The sequence below is a fragment of the Paractinoplanes aksuensis genome, from assembly GCF_024137025.1.
Taxonomy (GTDB): Bacteria; Actinomycetota; Actinomycetes; order Mycobacteriales; family Micromonosporaceae; genus Actinoplanes; species Actinoplanes aksuensis.
Window position 1 is genome coordinate 1 of record NZ_JAMYJR010000019.1, and the last position, 16,822, is coordinate 16,822.

Sequence of the window (16,822 nt, forward strand, 5' to 3'; positions counted from 1 at the left end):
AGCTCAACGCCGAACTCGACCGCATCGGCAAGAGCACCGCCTTCGGCAAGCAGAACCTGCTCGACGGCACTTTCGGCAGCACTCGCGCCACGACGAGCGCCGCCATTCCGGCCAACGCCGGTACGGCCAACCCCGGCGCGGCCAACGGCGTGCCGGAGGGAGCGATGAAGGGCAGCCCAGGCGGCGACACCTTCAAGTTCTCGCTCACGAAGGTGGGCGGCTCGGACAAGCTGCCCGATGGCACGGCCATCCCGGGTGCGGGCATCGAGGTGACCGTCAAGAAGCTGGACGCCGGCGCCACCGCGCAGGACCTGGCCAAGGCGGTCAACGACGGGCTGCAGAGCGCGCTCAAGCAAGCCGGCTACCAGGGCACCGAGGTCTCCATGTCGGCCAAGGTCGACAGCCAGAACGCGACCACCTTCTCCATGGGCGGAGCCGGCGACTTCGATCTCGCCGGCGCCGACGTCGCCGTGCTCACCGGTGCGGCGAACACCGGCGGAACTGACGGCGCCAACGCCGGCGGCGCGGGTATCACGATCGCCGACATGAAGGACACCGGTGGCAACACCGGTAAGTTCCAGGTCGGCGCCAACGCCAACCAGAAGATCGCCATCGCCATCGGCGGCGTCGACTCCGAGACGCTCGGCACCGCGGCCCTCGACCTCACCAAGGACCCCGACGCCGCCATCAAGATCCTCGACAAGGCTCTCGCCTCGGTCACCGACAGCCGCGCCACGCTCGGTGCCGTCCAGAACCGCTTCGAGCACACCATCAACAACCTCAACGTGGCCGTCGAGAACCTGTCCGCGTCGGAGTCGCGTATCCGCGACACCGACATGGCCCAGGAAATGGTGTCGTTCACCCGGTCGCAGATCCTGACCCAGGCCGGCACCTCCATGCTGTCGCAGGCCAACCAGTCCGCGCAGAACGTCCTCTCGCTCCTGCGCTAACCGAACTGCCACCGGCAGCAACTGAATATCTCGTGCAAGCGACCGAATAGGTGGGGGTAGCCGTCAAAAGCGGCTGCCCCCGCTTCAGTTGAGCAAGTGAAAGGCAGGCACCGGTGAGCACTTCGGTGGACGGACTCGTCAGCGGCCTCAGCACCTCGTCGATGATCACCTCCCTGATGCAGGTCGAGGCCGCGCCCCAGAACCGCCTCAAGTCGAAGGTGAGCACGGCCCAGACCGCGATCGCCTCCTACCAGTCGGTCAACGCCGCACTGACTTCGCTCAAGGGCGCCGCCGACTCGCTCGGCCAGCTCAGCACCTGGCGCGCGGTCAAGGCGACCTCGAGCTCCAGCTCCGTGACGGCGGCCGCCGTAGCCGGTACCAACGGCGCTTCCGGCACGACCGTTTTCAACGTGAAGAGCCTGGCCAAAAATCAGATCTCCACGGCCAAGGTGCCCACCAGCGGTGACATCAGCTCCGGCACCATCCAGATCACGACCGGTCCGCTGGACGGCAGCAACGACAAGGTCAACACGATCACACTGGGCGACGACAAGTCGGCCAAGGGGGTCGCGGCCGCGATCAACGCGGCCGGCATCGGCCTCAAGGCGACCGTGGTCACCACCGGTGGCGCCAGCGACATCCTGCAGATCAGCGGGGCCAAGACCGGCACCAACGCGGCCTTCCGGGTCGACAGCGGACTCGACGGCGTCACCTCGCCGCTGACCAACGTGGCCCTGGCCTCCAACGCCCAGCTCGACATCGGCGGTGGCGACGACAACTCCGACAACGGCGGCTACTCCGTCACCAGCGAGACGAACACCTTCGCCAAGCTCATGCCCGGCGTGTCGATCACCGTCTCGAAGCTCGAGAACGACGTGACGGTCAGCTCCGAGCAGGACGTCAGCAGCATCGCGAACAAGATCCAGGCGCTGGTGGACGCGGCCAACGGCACGCTCAACGAGGTCGGCAACCAGACTGCGTACAACGCGACCACCAAGAAGGGTTCGCCGCTGACCGGCGACTTCTCCGTACGCAACATCTCGCAGAGCATGCTCAGCAAGATCAGCATCGGTGTCACCTATACCAACCCGACCTATGACGCGGCTCTGGCCGACCCGGCCAACAAGGCCACCCTTCAGAAGATCTCGATCTCGCTGTCCAAGCTCGGCGTGGAGCTCGACCGGTCCGGCCGGCTGACCTTCGACTCGACCAAGTTCACCACCGCCTACAACGAGAACCCACTCCAGATCCAGACGGCCGGCATCGAGTTCGCCGACCAGATGGAGAAGTACGCCGGCGATCAGACGACCAACATCACCTCGGTGATCACCGGTCGTAAGAACGAGATCGACGGCCTCAACACGCAGATCAGCAGCTGGGACCTCAGGCTCGCCGCCAAGCGGACCGCGCTGCAGAAGCAGTACGCCGACCTCGAGACAAGCCTCGGCAAGCTCAAGAACCAGTCCACCTGGCTCGCCGGCCAGCTCTCCGGCCTCTGATCCACCGCCCCGACCGACCATCGCAGGGCCCTGACTGAGGAGACCGATGACCGTGACCGCCCCGAACCTCCGCAACCGCTACCTGCAGGACTCGATCCAGACCGCTTCGCCGGCCAAGCTGCTGACCATGCTCTACGACCGTCTCGTGCTCGACCTGATGCAGAGCGAGGAGGCGATCCGGGCCGGCGAGATCGAGAACGCGCACGAGAAGATCTCCCACGCTCAGGAGATCATCATTGAGCTCCAGGTCAGCCTGGACGTCGAGGCCTGGTCCGGCGCCCCCGGGCTGGCCAACCTGTACAGCTACCTGATCACCGAGCTCATCGGGGCCAACATCGCCAAGAACGCCGACCGGGTGGCCGTCTGCCGCGGCTTCGTCGAGCCGCTGCGCGACGCCTGGCGCGAGGCGGCCGCCTCGGCGGTCGCGCACTGACGAGCGGAGGACACCATGAGCGGCGACTGGAGGAACGCCTGGAGCGAGGCCCTCGACGAGCTCGAGCTCGACGTGGCCACGATCGAGGCGATGCTCGACGACGAGCACCGGCACGCCGAGACGCCGCCGGCCAGCCTCTGGAAGCCGCCGACCGAGCTGGGCGCGCTGCCGCTGGAGCTCAAGCCGCGGGCCGACGAGATCCTGACCCGCCAGCTCAAAGCGGCCGAGGAGATCGCGCGGCGGATGACCGCGACCCGCCAGCAGATGTCGATGACGAGAAAAATCGAGACCGGTGAAGCGGTCAAACGGCCCGTGTACGTCGACCGGGCCATGTAACGGACGAACGAATGGTCCCGGAATCCCTTATCAGGGGTTCCGGGACTTTTTCGTGCAACCGGCCGGCAACCGTCTGACCCTCAGCGGATCACCGAACACGCCGAACTGCATGGTACGAGCGACGGAACGCTCACCGTAATGCCACGGATCGGCACCTTGGAACGACACAAGGAGCTGCTGTGTTCGACGACGTCTCATCGGCATCCCTCCGCGTCGCGGCCACCGGCCTTGCCCAGCGACAGACCGCCATCGCCAACAACATCGCGAACATCGAGACCCCCGGCTACCGGGCCCGTAAGGTCGAATTCGAAGAGGCGTTGCGCGGCGCTGTCGCCAAGGGCATGTCTCCGCTGGGGGTCGCGCCGCAGACCCGGTCGTCGCTGGAGCCCACGCGACTCAACGGCAACAACGTCAACCTCGACGAGGAGACGCTCTCCCACATCGACACCACGATGCGCTATCAGCTGACGCTGCGGGCCATGGACACCAAGTACTCGATGCTGCGCGACGCGATCAAGGGAGCCTGAGCATGAGCACTTTCAACGCGATCGGCGTCGCCGGCACCGGTGTGACCGTCTACCGCAAATGGCTGGACGCTGTCTCGGACAACATCGCCAACATGGACAACACCGTGCGTACGTCCGAGAAAGCCTTCCAGGCCCGCTACGTGCTCGCCCAGGAGGCCCAGGACGGCAACGGGGCCCAGGTCGGCGGCATCGCGTTCGGCAGCGCCGAGGGTGTGCTGGTGCACGAGCCGGACAACCCGCTCGCCGACAGCCAGGGCTACGTGCGCAAGGCGGACATCGACCTCAGCTCGCAGATGTCCCAGATGATGATGGCTCAGCGCGCCTACCAGGCCAACCTGGCGGTCGTCGACCGGGCCAAGGACTCCTACACCGCCGCGATCAACCTCGGGAAGTGAGGTAGGCGATGACTTCCCCGATCAGTGCCATCAGTGGCTTCACCGCGGTCCCCAAACTCGACGCGGTCAGCGGCATCGGCGGCGCCGGCGCCCTGACCGGCGGCGAGAAGGTGACCGCGGCCCAGGGCGAGCACGAGAGCTTCGCCAGCATGCTGTCGCGTGGCCTCGAGAGCGTCTCGGCCTCGCAGGCCAAGGCCGACGACCTGGCCGTGGGGGTCGCCCAGGGCACGATCCAGGACCCGGCCCAGTACACGATGGCGGCCAACGAGGCCCAGCTCGGCCTGCAGCTCACGCTCGCCGTGCGCAACAAGGCCGTCGAGGCCTTCCAGGAAATCATGAGGATGCAGGCCTGAGATGACCGACCGCCTTCCCGCTCCGGTCCGCCGCGTCACGGACACGTTCCGGTCCTTCACCCCGGGACAGAAGGCCGTCACGATCGCGGCGGTTGTCGCCCTCCTCATCGGCGGGTACTTCTTCGCCACGTGGGCGTCCAAGCCGTCCTATTCCATTCTGTTCAACAACTTGTCGTCCAAGGACGCCAGTGCCATCGTCGAATCGCTGAAGAAGAGCGGCACGGCGTACGAACTGGCCAACGACGGCCAGACCGTGCTCGTGCCGCAGGACCAGGTCAACGAGTTGCGCCTGTCGCTGAGCGGTGAGGGCCTGCCCGGCGACGCCGGCACCGGCTACTCCCTGCTCGACCAGCAGGGCATCACCACCAGCGACTTCATGCAGCAGACGAACTACCAGCGGGCGCTCGAGGGCGAGCTCTCGACCACGATCAAGTCGATCGAGGGCGTCGAGGCGGCCACCGTGCACCTGGTGATCCCCAAGAAGGACGTCTTCGCCGACGAGCAGGACAAGCCGACCGCCTCGGTGCTGGTCGCCTCGAGCTCGACCCAGCCGCTGAGCGGCGACCAGGTGCAGTCGATCGTCCATCTGGTCGCGTCGAGCGTCGAGGGCCTCGACCCGACCCAGATCACGGTGGCCGGAGCCGACGGCAAGATCCTCTCCACCGGTGGCGGTGCGGCCATCGGCACGGGCGGCGAGAGCGGGTCGGAAGCGCAGACCGTCGCCTTCCAGAACCGGATGAACCAGTCGCTCCAAAAGATCGTCGAGAGCCTGGTCGGGCCGGGCAACGCGGTGGTGCAGACCAGCGCCCAGCTCGACTTCGACCAGACGCAGACGCAGAGCCGCACCTACAACGCGGACCCGTCGGTGCCGGCTCTTTCCGAGCAGAACACCCGTGAGGCCTACAACGCCGACGGGACTTCCGCCGGCGGCGTGCTCGGCCCCGACAACATCGCCGGTCCGGCCGGCAACAAGAACGGGCCCGGCCAGTACGAGAACAGCGCCTCCTCGCGCCAGAACGCGCTGAACGAGATCAACGAGACGCGGAGGAACGCGCCCGGCGGCATCAAGAAGCTCAACGTGGCCGTCCTGCTCAACAGCAACGTGGCCGGCACCATCGACCCGGCCCAGGTGCAGCAGCTCGTCACCGCCGCCGCCGGCATCGACGCCACCCGCGGCGACACGATCGCGGTCTCGGCCATGCCGTTCGACGAGAGCGCGGCCAAGGCCGCCCAGGAGGCCCTGAGCGCTTCCTCGGCCGCCGCCACCGAGGCCAAGCAGATGTCGCTGATCAAGACCGGCGCGCTCGGCGCGCTCGTGCTGATCCTGATGTTCCTGGCCTGGCGGTTCAGCCGGAAGAGCAAGAAGCGGCGGGGCCTGACCCCCGAGGAGCGCAAGCACCTCGAGGACATGCAGGCCGCCCTCGAGGCCCAGCGCCTCGCGGAGCTCAACCAGGCGATCCCCGCTCAGATGCTGGAGGCCGGAATGGCCATGGACGACACGAACGTGCAGGCTCGCGAGGAACGCCAGCGGGAGATCGAGCAGATGGTCAAGGATCAACCTGACGAGATGGCGGTGCTTCTGCGCGGCTGGCTGGCCGCCGACACGACGCGCTGACCCTTCCCGCGGCGGCCGGCTCGATGCCGGCCGTCGCGGGGTGATTTCCTGCTGACGGTCCGAGGAGTACGCGTTGAGCCAACCGGCGCTCACCACCATGTCGATGACGGGCGTGCGCAAGGCCGCCATCATGCTCGTCCAGTTCGGCAAGGAACAGTCCGCGCACATCATGTCGCAGATGTCGGAGAAAGAGGTCGAGATGATCTCGGCCGAGATCGCCCGGCTCGGCAAGCTGGAACCGACCCAGGTCGACGACGTGATGGACGAGTTCTACGCCATGGCCACCACCCGCTACGCGGGCTCGGGCGGCATGGACTACGCCCGCGAGCTGCTCGAGGCCTCGCTGGGCAAGGACCGCGCGGCGTTGATACTGGACCGCCTCGAAGCCTCGATGAACGACATCCCGTTCAACTTCCTCAGCCATGCCGACCCCCGGCAGCTGCTCTCGTACGTTCAGTACGAGCACCCGCAGACGATCGCGCTGGTGCTGGCCCACATCCCCTCGGCCCTGGCCTCGTCGATCCTGGCCGGCCTGCCGATCGAGGTGCAGACCGACGTCGCGCACCGGATCGCGGTCATGGACCGCACCTCCCCCGACGTGATCCGCCAGGTCGAGCAGGCCCTGCAACGCAAGCTCTCGACCGTGCTCCAGCCGGACGAGCTCTCCACCGTCGGCGGCCTGCAGCCGCTGGTCGACATCATCAACCGCGCCGACCGCACCACGGAGCGGCTCATCCTGGAGGCCCTGGACGCCCGCAGCCCCGAGCTGGCCGAGGAGATCCGGCGCCGGATGTTCATGTTCGAGGACATCATCAACCTCGAGGACCGGGCCATCCAGCTCGTGCTGCGCCAGGTGGAGCCGGCCGACCTGGCCACCGCTCTCAAGGGTGTGCCCGACACCGTGCGCGACAAGGTCACCAAGAACCTCTCCGAGCGCGGCCGCGAGAACCTGCTCGAGGAGATCGACCTGCTCGGCCCGGTCAAGGTCAAGATGGTCGAGGAGGCCCAGGCCAAGATCGTCTCGGTGATCCGCTCGCTCGAGGACTCCGGCCAGATCGAGGTCCAGCGCGGTGGCGAGGCCGATGAGCTCATCGCCTGAGAGCAGCAGCCCCGTCCTGCGGGGCACGGTGGCCGAGTCCGCGGCCGCCGCCCGGTTCGGGGTCGACCTGCGTACCGGCCTGCCCACCGACGGCCACTCGCTCGACCGGGCCAAGCAACAGGCCCGCACCGCCGGCTACGCCGAGGGCTGGGCCCAGGGCCAGCGCGAGGCCGCCGCCGCGGCCCAGAACGCGCAGGCCCGGGCGGCCGCGGCCGAACAGGCCCACGAACAGCGCCGGGCGACCGCGCTGGGCCAGGCCGTGAATGCGCTCGGCCGGGCCGTCACCGACCACGAGAACCAGCTCATGCCCACCTTGACCGAGCTGCAGGAGGTGCTGCTGGCGCACGCCTTCGAGCTGGCCGAGGCCATCGTCGGGCGCAGCCTGGACGACGCCGAGGGGCGGACGGCCGGGGCGGTGCGCCGGGCCATGCAGGCCGTACCCGAAGCCGGGTCCCTGCTCATCAGCCTGCACCCCGACGACTTCCACACGCTGATCGGCGAGGGCGGCGACACCGAGTTCGAGTACGAGGGGCGCCGGGTGCGCCTGCGGGCCGACCCCGCGCTGAAGCCCGGCGACGCGATCGCGGAGACCGGCATGGCGACGGTGGACGCGACCATCGCGGCCGCCGTGGCCCGCGCACGCGAGGCGCTACGACTCCACTGAGGGGATACCCATGACCGACGTGTTCCGCCACCGCATCTCGGCGGCGCTCGAGGCGGCCCGGCCGATGACCCGTGGCAAGGTCACCGGCGCGGTCGGTCTGCGGGTAACGGTCAGCGGGGTCGACGCCCGGGTCGGCGACCTGGTGCAGATGGGCGAGGGCCCGGACGCGATCTACGCCGAGGTGGCCGCGATCGACGGCGACAAGCTCTCCTGCCTGCCACTCGGCCCGATCGCCGGGCTGGGCGCGGGCACCCCCGTGATCAGCACCGGCGGCCCGCTGCGGGTTGCGGTCGGCCCCGACCTGCAGGGCCGCATCCTGGACGGGTTGGGCCGCCCGATGGACGGCGGCCCGCCGCTGCAGGGGCACCTGGTCAGCATCGACGCGGCGCCCCCGTCGGCGATGGAACGGCAGTTGGTCGGCGCCCAGATGTCGCTGGGGGTACGGGTCCTGGACACCCTGGTCCCGTGCGGCAAAGGCCAGCGCATCGGCATCTTCGCCGGCTCCGGCGTCGGCAAGTCGACCCTGATGAGCCAGATCACCCGGGGCACCGCGGCCGAACTGAACGTGGTCGCTCTGGTCGGTGAGCGCGGTCGTGAGGTACGCGAGTTCATCGAGCACGACCTCGGGCCGGAGGGACTGGCCCGATCGGTGCTGGTCATCGCCACCTCGGACACCCCGCCCCTGGTCCGGCTCCGGGCCGGTGCGGTGGCCACCCGGATCGCCGAGTACTACCGCGACGAGGGCGCCGACGTGCTGCTGATGATGGACAGCGTGACCCGGGCCGCGATGGCCCAGCGTGAGGTGGGCCTGTCGGTCGGCGAGCCGCCGGCCACCCGCGGGTACCCGCCGTCGGTCTTCGCCATGCTCGCCTCGATGCTGGAACGGGCCGGGCCGGGCGCGCGCGGCAGCATCACCGGGCTGTACACCGTGCTGGTCGAGGGCGACGACCACAACGAGCCGATCGCCGACGCGGCCCGGTCGATCCTGGACGGGCACATCGTGCTGGACCGCAAACTGGCCACCGCCGGGCACTTCCCGGCCATCCAGGCCCTCGACTCGATCTCCCGGGTGGCCAACAAGATCACTACCCCGGAGCAGCGGTCCAACGCCACGGAACTGCGCCGGCTGATGGCCGCCCACCGGGACGTTCGCGAACTCGTCGAGATCGGCGCCTACGTGCCCGGCACCAACCCGGACGCCGACCGCGCGACCGCGGTCTGGTCGCACATCAACGCTTTCCTGCGCCAGGACCTCGACGAGCGCGTGACGGCCGACGAAGCCTGGGCCCAGCTGCACGCCCTCGTCGCCGCGGCCTAGTTGCAGATGGGGTGCAGGGGCTCAGCGAAAGCGTTGCCGGGCCGACCGGATTAGTGAGGGCCCGTCCGCTGGCCGCGCTAGGAGGCTGACAGTGAACCGGTTTTTCCGACTCTCGCCCGTGCTCCGTGCCCGCAAGGCTCAGGAGGACGCGGCCAAGGGCGCCGTCATCCAGTCCCGGGCGGAGATCCGGGACGCCCAGGCCCTCGTCCGCCGCAAGCAGCTCGACCTGGTCGGCGCGGAAGCCCCGACCGAGGGCACGGCCCGGGCCATGGTGGCCTCGCTCGTCGCCCGCCAGTCGCTGGCCGGCGCGTTGATGAGCGCCCACAAAATGGTCACCGAGGCCGAGGAGGTCGAGCGCGAGCGGATGGCCGTGCTGGCCGACGCGGCCAAGCGCCGCCGCGCGGTCGAGATGATGGCCGAGCGGCACGCCGAGATGGTGCGGGCCAACGATCTGCGCAAGGACCAGGCCAACCTGGACGAGCTCGCGATGACCATGAAGGCCCGCAACGCGGCCCGGGGAGTCACCGAATGATGGGTGTTTCCGGGGTGCTCAACCGCATCCAGGAGCTGCAAGGGCACCTCGGACTCAACCCGGTCAACCCGGCCCCGGGCACCATCGGCGCGAACGGCACCACGGGCACCACCGCTCCCGGCGGCTCGACCTTCGCCTCGGCGCTGACCAACGCCACCGGCCAGGCCGGGACGGCGATGCGGCTGAACAGCCAGGCCACCGGTCAGAACGTGGTCGACGCGGCCAAGAAGTACCTCGGCACCCCGTACGTCTTCGGCAGCACCGACCCCAAACGCGGCCTCGACTGCTCGTCGCTGGTCCAACGGGCCTACTCCGACCTCGGCATCAAGCTGCCGCGGCTGTCGCACCAGCAGGCCAAGGCGGGCGAGCCGGTGGCCAACCTGGCCCAGGCCAAGCCGGGCGACATCCTGGCCTTCGACTCCCCGGTCGACCACGTCGCCATCTACGTCGGCGACAACAAGATGATCGCCGCGCCCAAGCCGGGCGACCAGGTCAAGATCCAGAGTGTGTACGAGAAACCGACGCACATCCGCCGCGTCGTCTCCGACTTCAGCGCCGTGGCCGGTTCGAACGCCGCGGCCGCCGTGCGCCCGGCCAGCCTGCAGGGCAGCGGCTCGCTCAACGGCGTGCCCTACGGCGACCTGTTCGTCAAGGCCGGCAACCGCTACGGCGTCTCGCCCAAGCTGCTGGCCGCGGTGGCCAAGGTCGAGTCCAGCTACGACCCGCAGGCCGTCAGCAAGGCCGGCGCGCAGGGCCTGATGCAGCTCATGCCGTCCACCGCCCGCGGCCTGGGCGTGAAGAACTCCTTCGACCCCGAGCAGGCGATCAACGGCGGCGCCAAGCTGCTGGCCCGCAACCTGCGCGAGTTCAAGTCGCTGCCGCTGGCGCTGGCCGCCTACAACGCGGGTGGCGGCGCGGTGCACCGGTACGGCGGCATCCCACCGTTCCGCGAGACCCAGGCGTACGTCCCGAAGGTCCAGAAGGCCCTGGCCGCGCTCGGCGGCTGACCGGATTCGTTCCCCACCTGAGCAGGAGATCCGCATGAAGATGCCGAATTCCGTCAGCGGGGCCGACCGCGCGTCGGTGTCCGACGTCGGCCGCCGCCCCGCCAAGAAGGGCGAGGGCGCGGAAGAGTTCGGCTCCGCGCTCTCCGCCGAACTCGACCGCCCGGGCCAAGCCAAGACCGACGACCGCCGTACGGCTGACCGCGTGTCCGACCAGCGCGCCGCCGACCGAGCCCGCGACCAGGCCGCCGACCAGCGCACTGCCGACCGCGCAGCCGACCGGCGAGCCGACACCGCCGGCCGCCAAGCCCTGCAACGCGACGCCGCCGACCGAGCCGCCGCCACCCGAGCCGGCCAGCGCCGCACCGACGACGACCGCGCGGACCGAGCCGGCCGAGCGGACAACCGCCAATCCGACGACCGCGAGCCCACGACTCGAACCGACACCGACCGCTCCCGCCCCGACCGCACAGACACCAACCGGGCCGACCGAGCCGACAACCGCCGCGCCGACCAGGCCGGCACCGAGCGCACCGGCTCGAGCGGAAGCGCGACCAGCACCGAGACCGCCGGCTCGACCGAAGCCGCCAGAACCGGTACGACCGAGGCCGGGACGGCCACACCGCAACCCGACACCGCGGGCAGCGCGGCCACCGCTGCCGCAGCCGCCGCCCTGGCCGGGGTCCCACCAACTCCGGCCCAGCCCACTCCCGCCGACCCGGGCACCGCACCGGCCGCCCAGCCCGGCACCGGTCAGGCCGCCCTCGGCGGCGTCTCACTCGCCGGCGGACCACCCACCCCCGGCGGACCACCCGCCCCGGGCGACCCGGCCATGCCCGGCCCCCAGACCGCCGGAGCCCCGACCCAGCCCGGCAGCCCAGTGCCGACCGGACCAGGAACACCGCTGCCACCGGCCCTGGCCGCCCAGCTCACCCAGAGCGCCGCCGACCCGGCTGGACAAACCGTCGGCACCTACCCGACGGGCACCGCGACCCCAGCGGGCCCCGCTGCAGCCGCCGAGGCCGCCGCCGCCCTCACCTCGCCGGCCGCCACTGGCGACCCGGTGGTACTTGGCCCTCGCCCCGCGGGTCTGACCCCGCCCCCCGACGCCACGGCTCAGCCCACGACTCCGGCCCCGGCCGACCCCAACGCCGCGGCCACACCGGACGCCGCCACAACGCCACCGGCACCGGCTCCCGACCAGGCAGCCCCCGACGCCACGACCGGCACCGTCACCGCGAACCCGGTCAACCCGGCCGCCGCCCCCGGAGTGGCCCCCGACGGCGCCGCGACCAGCGCGCTGGGCCAAGCCGGCCTGGCCGGCGTGACGGGCCCGCAGGCCGCCGCCCCGGCCGCGCCCACCGCGGGCGCCCAGGCTCCGACCCCGACGGCCCAGCCCTTCTCCCCACCCGCAGCCCAGCTGGCGACCCGCATCATCCCGCTGAAACTGGACGCCGACGGCGTACACCGCCTGACCGTGCACCTGCACCCCGTAGACCTGGGCCCGGTCCAGGTAGTGGCCGAGATCCGCAACGGCGACATCAACGTGCAACTGACCGGCAGCACCGACGCCGGCCACGACGCCCTGCGCAACGCCCTGGACGACCTGCGCCGCCAACTGGACGAGGCCGGATTCGGCAACACCTCGCTGGACCTACGCCAGGGCAACGCCCAACAGGAACAGGCCCGCCAACAGGCCACCGGCACTCCGGCCGGCCTACGCCGCGACGCCACCCCATCCGCCACAACGCCGGACCAGACCGTACCCACGATCCGCCCCGCCGCCCCCGGCTCCAGCCGCCTGGACACCACCGCCTGACCACCCAACCCACAACCCTCGCCTCAGCAGCGGTGGCACGGCTGGCGCTGTGGCATTCAGGCGCGCGCTCGCCCAGCCGCAAGCGAACCGTCCCGCCGCAACCACTCCCGAGCTCTGAGCGCAACCCGACCCGTCGCTGCACAGAAACGCCGGAGGGGTGATCGCTTTCGCGATCACCCCTCGTCGACTTACCCGTCAGGCCGGCTTTTCCGTCTCGTTCATAGGGCTCGGTGTCACCGGGGTGCCTTCCGGCTTCCCCTCCGGCCGGCCGTATCCCGCTGTGACGAACCGCAACCCTGCCAGCAGCAGGGCGGCGATCGGCACCGCGATCACGAACCGGATCAGTACCTCGGTGACGTCGATCTGATCGAGGACGTAGCGATACAACGCCGGCGCGCTCATCAGGAGCGCGAACAGCAGGACCGACGGACGGATCACGGCCGGACCGAGCGGGTGACCCGCCGCGGAGGCGCCGCCACCGGCATGACATCGGAGGCGATCCGCGCGCAGAGCATGGCGGCCCAGGCGTGCGGGGTGGCCGGCTTACCGTCCAGCGAGTGGATCGGCAGGTCGAGGCCGAGCACCGAGGCCGGGTCGGCCGTGAGCTCGACGCCGTGCACCACCAGCGATTCGACCTCGCCCAGGGACCGCAGGTGGCGGGCCGTGTCGGCGGTCTTGCGGGTGGCGTCGACGACGGCCCAGACCGCCGTCGCCCCGATCGCGTCGCACATCTCGTTGATCCAGATCGGGTCGCTGCCGCCGACCGGGGCCTCGAGCACCACGACCCACGGCTCCTCGGCGCTGTGCAGCTTCTCGGCCCGCTGCTCGGCGGCCTCCGCGGTGGAGATCAGCCGGGATGAGTGCAGCCCCGTGCCGGCCGTCGACTGCGCGGCGAGCAGCAGGTGGTTCTCCGGCACGCCGATCTCGTCGAGCAGCTGGCGGCCGATGGTGACGCCCAGGTTGAGGTCGCCCGCGAGCACCAGGATCTCGCCCGGTCCGTCCGGGATACCCGCGGCGGCGGGCCGGGCGGCCAGCACGCTCAGCACCCCGGCGTACGTGTCGCTGCCGGTGATCTGACGGGCCATGGTCTCGGGCATGCCGACCGACATGAGGTTGCGCACGACCGGCTCGTTGTCGGCCGCCGCGGTCTCGATCGGCGCCGTCGGGGCCGGGGACACGGGCGCGAAGGCGACCGGCTCCGGTTCGGTGGCCACCGGCACCGGGTCGATCTCGACCGCGCTCGCCGCCAGGCCGCCGATCCGCTCGGCCAGGCTCGGCGCGGGCGACTGCGGCGCCACCGGTACGACCGGCTCGGGCGCGACCGGGGCGGCCGGAGCCGGCGTGATGATCGGCGCCGCAGCCGCCGTCGGTGCCGGAGCAGCCATCGGCGCTGCCGGTGACATCGGCGCCACCGTCGGCATCTGTGCCGCCATCGGCGCCACCGTCGGCATCGGTGCCGCCATCGGCGCCACCGTGGGCATCGGTGCGGCCATCGGTTCCGTGGCGAACATCGGCGGCGGCGCGGGCGACTGCGGCGCCACCGACGGCGGGCTCGGGATCCTCGGCGCCGCGTTGACCGCCGACTCGGCGGCAGCGGCCGGACGGAACGGCCGGACCGTCGGGGTGTCCTCCCGCGGGGCCGGCTTGGGCCGCGAGGCGAACCGGTCGTTGCCCGCGTCCAGACCGGCCATCAGCTCGGCGAAGGCGGCGCCGGTGTCACCCAGGGCCGCGCTGCGCCCCTCATCGGCGCCGAAATTGTTCTCGGCCGCCGGCCGGGCCGGCGTCTCGGCCGGCCGGGAGATGCCGAACGAAGCCGGCGTCACCGACCGCGGCGAGGACGTGCCGAAGGGACGGGCCGTCCCCCGGCCCGGATCGTCGGTCCGGTCCTGCGACTCGGCCCGCTCCAGGAGCCGCTCCAGGCTGTGCTGACCGTTGTCAGCCGTCTTCGTGCGCTGTGCCATGTCACTCCTGTCCTCGTTCGGGTCCGGAACCTCCACGGACAGCTCGTAATGCTGTTTCGCGAAGAAGCCACCGACCCCGCCACTGCGGACCTTGTCGGCAGAGATGATCCGGACACGGGAGCCGTACTCATCGCGTACCTGAGCCAGCAACGGCTCGATGGCCGGCCCCTCAAGCAGCACCCGCGTAGGCACCGTTCACCACCCCAATCGTCTCGATCTGTGCTGTTGAACCAGAGATTTCGCCGTACGACAGCACATGCACCCGGCGCGACCCGGCGCGCAGAAGTCGCATCAGTGGCAGCCGCAGCTGTGGCGAGCAGGCCAGCACCGGGGCCAGGCCCTGCTGTTCCGCGGTCTCGGCGAGCCGGGCGGCTTCGCTGACGATCGACTCGGCACGGATGCCGTCGATCGCCATGAAGGCGCCGGTCTCGCTGGGCCGCAGAGATTCGAGCAGTTGCTGCTCGAGCATGGGGTCGAGCGTGATCACGGTGAGCCGGCCGGCGGTCGTGTACTGGGCGGCGATGGCCGGGCCCAGGGCCGCGCGGGCCGCCTCGACCAGGCTGTCCTGGTCGATGGTGACCTTCGCTCGCAGAGAGAGCGCTTCGAAGATTCGTACCAGGTCCCGTACCGGCACGCTCTCGTCGAGCAGCGCCTGGAGGACCTTCTGGATCTGGCCGAGGCTGAGCACCGCGGGGGTCAGTTCCTCGACCACGACGGGGTGGGTCCGCTTGACCATCTCGGTCAGCGCGCGCACGTCCTCGCGGCCGAGCAGCCGGCTCGCGTTGGCCCGCACCACCTCGGCCAGGTGCGTGATGATCACGCTGGCCCGGTCGACGACCGTCGCCCCGGAGAGTTCGGCCTGGTAGTGCAGCTCGGACGGCACCCACTTGCCGGGCAGCCCGAAGACCGGCTCGACGCCCGCCTTGCCGGGCAGACCCTGCAGGCCGTCGCCGATGGCCAGCACCGTTCCCGGCGGAGCCTCGCCGGTGGCGGCGTCGACCCCGGAGATGCGGATCGCGTACGAGGACAGGGGCAGGTCGAGGTCGTCCCGGGTGCGCACCGGCGGCATGATCACGCCGAGTTCCATGGCCATCTTGCGGCGCAGGGCGCGGACCCGGTCGAGCAGGTCGCCGCTGCTGGCGTCGACCAGGTCGACCAGGTCGGGCGAGAGGGCCAGCTCGAGGGGGTCGACCCGCATCTCGCCGAGCAGTTGTTCGGGCGAGTCGGGCGGCGGCAGGTCGACGTCTTCGGCCGCGGCGGCCGCGGCCGCGGCTTCCTCCTCGGGCACCGGGTCCTTGATCCGCTGGGCGGCCACCAGGACGGCCACGCCGACGACCAGGAACGGCACCTTGGGCAGGCCGGGAATGATGCAGAGGGCCAGGGCCGCGCCACCGGCGATGCGCAACGCGAGTTTGTTCTGGCCGAGCTGGGCGGTGACCGTCGTGCCCATGTCGCCCGAGGTGGCGGAGCGGGTCACGATCAGACCGGTGGCCACCGAGAGCAACAGGGCCGGGATCTGCGAGACCAGGCCGTCACCGATGCTCAGCAGGCTGTAGTGGTTCATCGCGTCGCCCGCGGCCATGCCCTGCTGGGCGACTCCGATGGCGAAGCCGCCGACGAGGTTGATCAGCGTGATGATGACGGCCGCGATGGCGTCGCCCTTGACGAACTTGGAACCACCGTCCATCGCGCCGTAGAACTCGGCCTCGGCGCCCACCTCGGCCCGGCGCTTCTTGGCCTCGTCCTCGTCGATCAGACCGGCGTTGAGGTCGGCGTCGATCGCCATCTGCTTGCCGGGCATCGCGTCGAGGGTGAACCGGGCGCCGACCTCGGCCACCCGCTCGGCGCCCTTGGTGACCACGATCATCTGGACGATGACCAGAATCAGGAAGATGACCAGACCGATGACGAGGTTGCCACCGACGACGAAGCTGCCGAAGGCGTGGATGACCTTGCCGGCGTCACCGTCGCGCAGCACCAGCCGGGTCGCGCTGATGTTCAGCGCGAGCCGGAACAGGGTGGCCACCAGCAGCAGGGCCGGGAACACGGCGAAGTCGAGCGGCTTCTGGACGAACATGCTGACCAGCAGGATCAGCAGGGCCCCGGTGATGTTGACCGCGATCAGCGTGTCCAGCAGGAAGGTCGGCATGGGCACGACCATCATGAGGATGATGCCGATGACCCCGACGGGTACGGCAAGTTTGCTGATGTTGCGGTTCTTCACGGCACCTTCCAGGAGTGGACGTTGGAGCCATCCCTGCGCGGTGGTCGCCGTCCTGGCGTTTCTCTGTTCGGCGATCCGTCGCCTTCACTGAGC

Annotated in this window: 17 protein-coding genes; 14 read left to right on the forward strand and 3 right to left on the reverse strand. The window is 70.4% G+C overall.

Annotation, left to right across the window (positions count from 1 at the left end; translation table 11 throughout):
• The 14 genes from M1L60_RS18525 to M1L60_RS18590 form a co-directional block, all read left to right on the forward strand.
• Positions 1 to 950 (forward strand): flagellin (locus M1L60_RS18525; protein ID WP_274622890.1); only part of this gene is annotated, 950 nt, incomplete at its 5' end.
• Positions 951 to 1,063: 113 nt separating this feature from the next.
• Complete coding sequence (fliD, locus tag M1L60_RS47865) at positions 1,064 to 2,449, forward strand: flagellar filament capping protein FliD (protein ID WP_253238690.1); 1,386 nt, start codon at positions 1,064 to 1,066, stop codon at positions 2,447 to 2,449.
• Between the two features lie 46 nt (positions 2,450 to 2,495).
• The gene (gene fliS, locus M1L60_RS18535; RefSeq protein WP_253238691.1) at positions 2,496 to 2,882 is read left to right on the forward strand and encodes a flagellar export chaperone FliS; all 387 of its coding nucleotides are present in this window, start codon (positions 2,496 to 2,498) and stop codon (positions 2,880 to 2,882) included.
• Between the two features lie 15 nt (positions 2,883 to 2,897).
• Positions 2,898 to 3,218, forward strand: a complete 321-nt coding sequence (locus M1L60_RS18540) for a hypothetical protein (protein ID WP_253238692.1) — start codon at positions 2,898 to 2,900, stop codon at positions 3,216 to 3,218.
• A gap of 179 nt (positions 3,219 to 3,397) precedes the next feature.
• Entirely contained in the window at positions 3,398 to 3,745 is a 348-nt protein-coding gene (locus M1L60_RS47870; protein ID WP_253238693.1) for a flagellar basal body rod protein FlgB, read from the forward strand.
• 2 nt (positions 3,746 to 3,747) lie between these two features.
• Positions 3,748 to 4,140 carry a flagellar basal body rod protein FlgC gene (locus M1L60_RS18550; RefSeq protein ID WP_253238694.1) on the forward strand — a complete coding sequence of 131 codons (393 nt, stop codon included), beginning with the start codon at positions 3,748 to 3,750 and terminating at the stop codon, positions 4,138 to 4,140.
• Positions 4,141 to 4,148: 8 nt separating this feature from the next.
• Positions 4,149 to 4,493: a flagellar hook-basal body complex protein FliE gene (gene fliE, locus M1L60_RS18555; RefSeq protein WP_253238695.1), complete on the forward strand. Its 345-nt coding sequence runs from the start codon at positions 4,149 to 4,151 to the stop codon at positions 4,491 to 4,493.
• A gap of 1 nt (position 4,494) precedes the next feature.
• A complete protein-coding gene (gene fliF, locus M1L60_RS18560) occupies positions 4,495 to 6,108 on the forward strand; it encodes a flagellar basal-body MS-ring/collar protein FliF (protein WP_253238696.1) in 1,614 nt (537 codons plus the stop codon).
• A gap of 73 nt (positions 6,109 to 6,181) precedes the next feature.
• Entirely contained in the window at positions 6,182 to 7,207 is a 1,026-nt protein-coding gene (gene fliG / locus M1L60_RS18565) for a flagellar motor switch protein FliG (RefSeq protein WP_253238697.1), read from the forward strand.
• Entirely contained in the window at positions 7,191 to 7,871 is a 681-nt protein-coding gene (locus M1L60_RS18570) for a FliH/SctL family protein (protein ID WP_253238698.1), read from the forward strand. The genes fliG and M1L60_RS18570 overlap by 17 nt, the downstream gene beginning before the upstream one ends.
• A 10-nt stretch (positions 7,872 to 7,881) precedes the next feature.
• The gene (locus M1L60_RS18575) at positions 7,882 to 9,189 is read left to right on the forward strand and encodes a FliI/YscN family ATPase (protein ID WP_253238699.1); all 1,308 of its coding nucleotides are present in this window, start codon (positions 7,882 to 7,884) and stop codon (positions 9,187 to 9,189) included.
• A 118-nt stretch (positions 9,190 to 9,307) separates the two neighbouring features.
• Positions 9,308 to 9,721: a flagellar FliJ family protein gene (locus M1L60_RS18580; protein WP_253238700.1), complete on the forward strand. Its 414-nt coding sequence runs from the start codon at positions 9,308 to 9,310 to the stop codon at positions 9,719 to 9,721.
• Positions 9,718 to 10,728: a transglycosylase SLT domain-containing protein gene (locus M1L60_RS18585; RefSeq protein WP_253238701.1), complete on the forward strand. Its 1,011-nt coding sequence runs from the start codon at positions 9,718 to 9,720 to the stop codon at positions 10,726 to 10,728. The genes M1L60_RS18580 and M1L60_RS18585 overlap by 4 nt, the downstream gene beginning before the upstream one ends.
• Positions 10,729 to 10,762: 34 nt before the next feature.
• Positions 10,763 to 12,544 carry a flagellar hook-length control protein FliK gene (locus M1L60_RS18590; protein WP_253238702.1) on the forward strand — a complete coding sequence of 594 codons (1,782 nt, stop codon included), beginning with the start codon at positions 10,763 to 10,765 and terminating at the stop codon, positions 12,542 to 12,544.
• Between the two features lie 195 nt (positions 12,545 to 12,739).
• Here the strand turns inward: M1L60_RS18590 and M1L60_RS18595 are convergent, their stop codons facing one another.
• From M1L60_RS18595 to flhA, 3 genes are read right to left on the reverse strand one after another with little or no spacing between them, the layout of a single operon-like run.
• Positions 12,740 to 12,982, reverse strand: coding sequence for a hypothetical protein (locus M1L60_RS18595; RefSeq protein ID WP_253238703.1), 243 nt, complete (start codon positions 12,980 to 12,982; stop codon positions 12,740 to 12,742).
• A complete protein-coding gene (locus M1L60_RS18600) occupies positions 12,979 to 14,697 on the reverse strand; it encodes a flagellar biosynthesis protein FlhF (RefSeq protein ID WP_253238704.1) in 1,719 nt (572 codons plus the stop codon). The genes M1L60_RS18595 and M1L60_RS18600 overlap by 4 nt, the downstream gene beginning before the upstream one ends.
• Complete coding sequence (gene flhA / locus M1L60_RS18605; RefSeq protein WP_253238705.1) at positions 14,675 to 16,729, reverse strand: flagellar biosynthesis protein FlhA; 2,055 nt, start codon at positions 16,727 to 16,729, stop codon at positions 14,675 to 14,677. The genes M1L60_RS18600 and flhA overlap by 23 nt, the downstream gene beginning before the upstream one ends.
• Positions 16,730 to 16,822: the final 93 nt, after the last annotated feature.

Bases quoted from the DNA above. Each gene is read 5' to 3' on its own strand.
- M1L60_RS18575 (WP_253238699.1), top strand. From the start codon at position 7,882: ATGACCGACGTGTTCCGCCACCGCATCTCGGCGGCGCTCGAGGCGGCC.
- fliS (WP_253238691.1), top strand. From the start codon at position 2,496: ATGACCGTGACCGCCCCGAACCTCCGCAACCGCTACCTGCAGGACTCG.
- M1L60_RS18585 (WP_253238701.1), top strand. From the start codon at position 9,718: ATGATGGGTGTTTCCGGGGTGCTCAACCGCATCCAGGAGCTGCAAGGG.
- fliE (WP_253238695.1), top strand. From the start codon at position 4,149: ATGACTTCCCCGATCAGTGCCATCAGTGGCTTCACCGCGGTCCCCAAA.
- M1L60_RS18590 (WP_253238702.1), top strand. From the start codon at position 10,763: ATGAAGATGCCGAATTCCGTCAGCGGGGCCGACCGCGCGTCGGTGTCC.
- M1L60_RS18570 (WP_253238698.1), top strand. From the start codon at position 7,191: ATGAGCTCATCGCCTGAGAGCAGCAGCCCCGTCCTGCGGGGCACGGTG.
- M1L60_RS18550 (WP_253238694.1), top strand. From the start codon at position 3,748: ATGAGCACTTTCAACGCGATCGGCGTCGCCGGCACCGGTGTGACCGTC.
- fliF (WP_253238696.1), top strand. From the start codon at position 4,495: ATGACCGACCGCCTTCCCGCTCCGGTCCGCCGCGTCACGGACACGTTC.
- M1L60_RS18540 (WP_253238692.1), top strand. From the start codon at position 2,898: ATGAGCGGCGACTGGAGGAACGCCTGGAGCGAGGCCCTCGACGAGCTC.